The organism is Nocardioides psychrotolerans, assembly GCF_943371775.1.
Lineage (GTDB): Bacteria > Actinomycetota > Actinomycetes > Propionibacteriales > Nocardioidaceae > Nocardioides > Nocardioides psychrotolerans_A.
Genome location: NZ_CALRWD010000132.1, coordinates 1 through 5,918 on the forward strand (window position 1 = coordinate 1; position 5,918 = coordinate 5,918).

Genomic DNA, 5,918 nt, shown 5'->3' on the forward strand with positions numbered 1-5,918 from the left:
ATAGCGCGCCACCAACGCTGCGAACTCCGGAGACACCGGCACTCCATCCCTGGCCATGCCCCAGGCTCGTCCAACCAAGGCCACACAGCCGATCAGGTGTCCGCGATGTCGTGAGACTTAATGTGTCCGCGATGTCCTGAGCCTTCACACAGCGCTCCAGCGCGGCGAGCGGCACACGACCCGACCAGCCCGCGCACCCCGGCCGACCAGGAGCCGGGTCGCGGGTCGCGGACCGCGCTCAGGCGCAGCCTCGGGCACACGACCCGGGCACGGGCTCCAGCCCGGCCTGCAACATCGCGCCGACTCGGCGCCCGACGTGCAACATCACGCCGACTCGGCGAGCCTCAGACCGCCACGGCCGTGATCACCCGGGCCCGACCGACCGGCTCGCACCAGGCCCGCCGGGTGCGGAGCAGCCGGGCGGTGGACCACGCGAGGAACGGCACGGCCACGAGCACGGAGACCTGCCACGCGTCGACGTTGGCGAGCCCGGAGAAGACCAGACCGGTGACGGTCGTCGAGAGCGCGAGCCGGGCGGAGTAGCCGACCATCACGACCGGCGGAGCGGGCGTGGCGCGCGCGGAGCGGAGGTCGACGGCGAAGGGGCGCTGGTCCGACCAGCGCAGCGACGCCGCCACGACCTGCAGCGTCACGACGACCAGGGTGCAGACCAGCGCGGTCAGCTCGGCGACCGACGGCACCCCGGCGCGCACAGCGCCCAGCAGCACCGTGACGAGGGACGCCGCGAGGAGGAACTCCCCCAGCACCCAGGCCCGCGCGTCGAAGACCGTCTCGGGCTCGACCGGCAGGCTCTCGCGCCAGAGCCCGCCGCGGCCGTCGAGGCACCACGCGTTGACGCCCCACAGCAGCGCGCCACCCGACGCCACCAGCCCCGGCAGCACGGTCAGCTGCGCCCACGGCAGGTTGCCGGCGAGGGCCACGAGACCGGGCGCGAGGGCCAGCACGGCGACGCCGCGTCGCATCGGCACGGCCCGCCACACCGACGCGCGGTCGGTCCGCACCAGCTGCCCCCACGCGGAGCGCGAGAGCCGCCGGGCCGGGTGGTGACCACTCTCGACGTCGAGCTCGTCCTGGGGGATCCGGTGCGCGGCGATGTGGGCGGGCACCGCGCCCAGCACCACGGCGCCGACGAGCATCGCGAGCACCACCCCGACGGTCAGCGCCCAGCGCCCGACCGAGTCCGACACCATCCCGACCACCACCCAGCGCGTCGGGAGCTCGTCGAAGACCTGGAGCAGCCGGCCCGAGATCTGCAGGCCGAGGGTCGCCCCGAGCACCCCGACCGTCAGCGCCCGGATGCCGACGATGCCGTGCGGGACGCGGCGCACTCCCTCGAGGATCCACGCCAGCACCTGCGCGATCGCGGTCGCGGCGCCGAGCCAGAGCACGACGACCACCTGGGCCTGTGCGAGGTAGAGCTTCGGCCCCAGCGCGAAAGCGGTGACCCCCAGCAGCGCCCAGGCCTGGAGCAGCCACGCGATGTTGAGGGGGGCCAGGAGCAGCGCGCCGAGGTGGTCGGTGGTCGGGCTGATGGGATGTACGGCGGCAGGGTCGCGCGCGAGAAGCTCCCGGCCGCCGCCGCTCGCCGTGGCCGAGACGATCGTGAGCGCGAGGAAGCCGGTCAGCATCGTCGGCAGCAGGAGCAGCAGGTCCAGGGCCCGCCCGGAGCCGGCGCCCGCGCCGGGCACGAAGGCCGGCACCACGGCAGCCCCGAGGGTCACCACCACGAAGGCGGCGAGCGCGACGACCCCCGCGCGACGACGCCGCAGGGACGCCGTGCGGAAGCGCACCAGGTGCCCGACGTCGGCCACCGCCCGCCGAGTCTCCGCGACGAAGCCGTCAGTCGAGGAGACCGCGGTAGGCACGCGCCCCCTCCTCGCCCGCCATCTCGCCGGCACTCACGGTCGCGACGGCCGAGCCGCCACGCAGCACGCTCACGGTCGTGCAGGACTGCACCGCCAGCTCACGCAGGTGCGTCGAGACCAGCACGCAGGCGCCGCGCGCGCGGGCGTCGCTGATCACGTCGAAGGTCGCCTCGACCCCGATCGGGTCGACGCCGTCGAAGGGCTCGTCGAGCAGCAGCACCTCGGGCTCGTGCAGGGCCGCGAGCAGCACCGAGAGCCGCCGGCCCATGCCGTGCGAGAAGCCGGCGGTGACGCGGTGGGCGACGTCGCCGAGCTCGAAGCGCTCCAGCAGGTCGCGCGCCCGCTCCTCCCAGTGGTCCATGCGGCGCAGCCGCGCCGCGAGCTGCAGGTGCTCCCACGGCGTCGCGCGCGGCACCAGGCCGCCGACGTCGGGGCAGTAGCCGACGGCCTGCTTCACCCGCAGCGTCTCGGTGCGTACGTCGTGCCCCGCGACCAGCACCTGGCCCGCGGTCGGCGGGACGACGCCCGCGAGCACGCGCATCGTCGTGGACTTGCCGGCCCCGTTGCGGCCGAGCAGTGCGGTGGCCTGGCCCGCGTGGGCCTGGAGGTCGACGCCGGACACGGCCTCGACCTCGCCGAACCGCACGTGCAGCGAGCGCACGTCGACGACGGCCGGGGACTCGGTCATCGCTCCATCCTCGCGGACGAGCGAGCCGCGCACAGCAGTTCCGAGCGCAGGATCCCCAAAATCAGCCGATCGGGCATTTCCGGGTCCGCACCCGAGGCGCCGCGACGAGCACCGCCCCGCCCGGGAGACCCGGACGGGGCGGTGGTGGAGCAGGAGCGATCAGGCGGGGAAGGAGCCGCCCGACGCAGCGAGGTCACGCAGCCACGGGGTGGGCGCGAAGCGCTCGCCGTACGACGCCGCGAGCTCGTCGGCCCGGGCGCAGAACGCCTGGAGGCCGATCGTGCCGTCCTTGCCGACGTAGCCGGTCATGAACTGCGCCGCACCTCCGGTCATCGGCGGGAAGCCGATGCCCATGATCGAGCCGATGTTGGCCGCGGCGGCAGACGTGATGACGTCCTCCTCGAAGCACTTGGCGGTCTCGAGCGCCTCGGCGAAGAGCATCCGGTCCTTGACGTCCTCGATGGAGGGCTGCTCCTCGGCGACCGGGAAGAGCTCGGCGAGTCCGGCCCACAGGGACTGGCGCGAGCCGCTCTCGTCGTAGTCGTAGAAGCCGGCGCCGCGCAGGCGACCGGGACGACCGGCCGCCAGCATCTGACCCACGACCTTGGTGCCGGGGTGCTCGGTGTGCGGGGTGCCGTCGCGCTCGGCGGCCTCACGCGTCGCCGTGGCGATCTTGTCCATCAGCTCCATGTTGAGCTCGTCGGTCAGCTGCAGCACCGGAGCCGGGTAGCCGGCCTGCGAGGTGGCCCGCTCGATCGTCCAGGGGCGCACGCCCTCGGAGACCATCGCGAGGCCCTCGTTGACCATGAAGCCGATGACGCGCGAGGTGTAGAAGCCGCGGCTGTCGTTGACGACGATCGGCGTCTTGCGGATCTGCTGCACGACGTCGTAGGCCTTGGCCAGCGCGAGGTCGGAGGTCTCCGCACCGCGGATGATCTCGACCAGCGGCATCTTGTCGACGGGGCTGAAGAAGTGCAGGCCGATGAAGTCCTTCGGGCGGTCGACGCCCTGGGCCAGCTCGGTGATCGGCAGCGTGGAGGTGTTGGAGCAGAGCAGCGCGTCGGGGTTGACGAACGGCGCGATCTCGGCGAACACCTTGGCCTTCAGCGAGGGGTCCTCGAAGACGGCCTCGATGACGAGGTCGCAGCCGGCGAGGTCGGCGGGGTTGCCGGTCGCGGTGATGCGGCCGAGCAGCTCTGCCTTCTTCTCATCGGTCGACTTGCCGCGCGAGATGGCCTTGTCGAGCAGCTTCTCGCTGTAGGCCTTGCCCTTGGCGGCGTTCTCGTCGGAGACGTCCTTGAGCACGACCTCCATGCCCGCACGGGCACAGGAGTAGGCGATGCCGGCGCCCATCATGCCGGCGCCCAGGACGCCGACCTTGGTGGCCTTCCAGGGCTCGATGCCCTGCGGGCGCAGCGAGCCGGAGTTGATCGCCTGGAGGTCGAAGAAGAACGCCTGGATCATGTTCTTCGAGCCCTGGTTGACGATCAGGTTCGTCAGGTAGCGCGACTCGATCCGCGAGGCGGTGTCGAAGTCGACCTGCGCACCCTCGACCGCAGCGGCCAGGATCGCGCGGGCGGCGGGATAGACCGCGCCCTTGGTCTGCTTGCGCAGCAGTGCCGGGAAGGCGGGCAGGAAGCCGGCGAGGGCCGGGGACTTCGGGCTGCCGCCGGGCATCTTGTAGCCGGGCAGGTCCCACGGGTTGGCCGACGCGTCGGGGTTGGCCTTGATCCACGCCTTCGCGGCGGGCACCAGGTCCTCGCGGGTCGGGACCAGCTCGTCGACCAGGCCCTTCTCCTTGGCGGCAGCGGGCTTGAAGCGGGTGCCCTGCAGCAGCACGTCCATCAGGCCCGACTGGATGCCGAGCATGCGCACGACGCGGGTCACGCCGCCACCGCCGGGCAGCAGGCCCAGGCTCGACTCGGGCAGGCCGATCTCGACCTTGTTGTCGTCCACGATGACCCGGTGGTTGGCGGCCAGGCAGATCTCGAGGCCACCACCGAGCGCGGCGCCGTTGATCGCGGCGACGACGGGGCGGGGGAACTTCTCGATCCGGCGCAGGCCGGCCTTGACGCCCTCCGCCATCGCGAAGACCGACGCGGCGTCGTCCTTGGTCGCGGTGACCATGCCCTTGAGGTTGCCGCCGGCGAAGAAGGTCTTCTTCGCACTGGCGATGACGACGCCGGTGATGTCGTCCACCTCGTCGTAGAGGCGGTCGACGGCCGCGGCCATCGAGGAGATGTAGAGCTCGTTCATCGTGTTGGCGCTCGACGACGGGTCGTCGAGGGTCAGCGTGACGATGCCGTCGGCGTCACGCTCGTAGTGCACGGAGGTCTCGGTTGCGGTGGTGCTCACGTGGTGGGTTCCTTCGGTGTTCGAGAGAGAGGAGTACGTCGAGGGGGTCGGTGGTCCTCAGACCAGCTCGACGATGGTCGCGATGCCCATGCCGCCGCCGACGCAGAGCGTGGCGAGGCCGCGGCGCAGGTCGCGACGCTGGAGCTCATCGATCAGCGTGCCGAGGATCATCGCGCCGGTCGCACCCAGCGGGTGGCCCATCGCGATCGCGCCGCCGTTGACGTTGGTGATCTCGTGGCTGATGCCCATGTCGCGCATGAAGCGCATGGCGACGGCGGCGAAGGCCTCGTTGATCTCGAACAGGTCGATGTCGTCCACGGTCAGGCCGGCCTTGGCCAGCGCCTTGCGGGCCGCGGGGGCCGGGCCGGTCAGCATGATGACCGGGTCGGCGCCGGAGACGGCGGTCGCCAGCACGCGGGCGCGCGGCGTGAGGCCGAGGTCCTTGCCGACCTGCTCGGAGCCGATCGCCATGATCGCGGCGCCGTCGACGATGCCCGAGGAGTTGCCGGCGTGGTGGACGTGGTTGATCTTCTCGATCCAGTGGTACTTCTCCAGCGCCACGTCGTCGAAGCCCGCGTCGCGACCGATCTGGGCGAACGACGGCTTGAGGCCGGCGAGGCCCTCGGGGCTCGTGTCGGGGCGGATCGTCTCGTCGTGGTCGAGCACCGTCAGGCCGCTGATGTCCTTGACGGGCACGACGGCGTCACCGAAGTAGCCGTTGGCCCACGCCTTCGCGGCGCGGTGGTGCGACTCGGCGGCGTAGGCGTCGACGTCGTGGCGGTCCCAGCCCTCGATCGTCGCGATCAGGTCGGCGCCGATGCCCTGGGGCACGAAGCCGGCCTTGAAGGCGGTGGCGGGGTCGGAGGCCCACGCGCCGCCGTCGGAGCCCATGGGCACGCGGCTCATCGACTCGACGCCACCGGCGAGGATCAGGTCCTCGAAGCCGCCGCGCACGCGGGACGCGGCCTGGTTGACGGCCTCGAGGCCCG

Annotated in this window: 4 protein-coding genes; all 4 read right to left on the bottom strand. The window is 72.3% G+C overall.

All coding sequences use genetic code 11. The features are described 5' to 3' along the window. Positions 1 to 344 precede the first annotated feature (344 nt). Positions 345 to 1,886, bottom strand: coding sequence for a hypothetical protein (locus tag AAG827_RS21835; protein WP_341928314.1), 1,542 nt, complete (start codon positions 1,884 to 1,886; stop codon positions 345 to 347). After that, positions 1,861 to 2,574: an ABC transporter ATP-binding protein gene (locus tag AAG827_RS21840; protein WP_341928315.1), complete on the bottom strand. Its 714-nt coding sequence runs from the start codon at positions 2,572 to 2,574 to the stop codon at positions 1,861 to 1,863. The genes AAG827_RS21835 and AAG827_RS21840 overlap by 26 nt, the downstream gene beginning before the upstream one ends. 159 nt (positions 2,575 to 2,733) lie before the next feature. Continuing rightward, complete coding sequence (locus tag AAG827_RS21845; RefSeq protein WP_341928316.1) at positions 2,734 to 4,929, bottom strand: 3-hydroxyacyl-CoA dehydrogenase NAD-binding domain-containing protein; 2,196 nt, start codon at positions 4,927 to 4,929, stop codon at positions 2,734 to 2,736. Positions 4,930 to 4,986: 57 nt separating this feature from the next. Further along, on the bottom strand, positions 4,987 to 5,918 hold a 932-nt coding region (locus AAG827_RS21850), incomplete at its 5' end, for an acetyl-CoA C-acetyltransferase (RefSeq protein ID WP_341928317.1).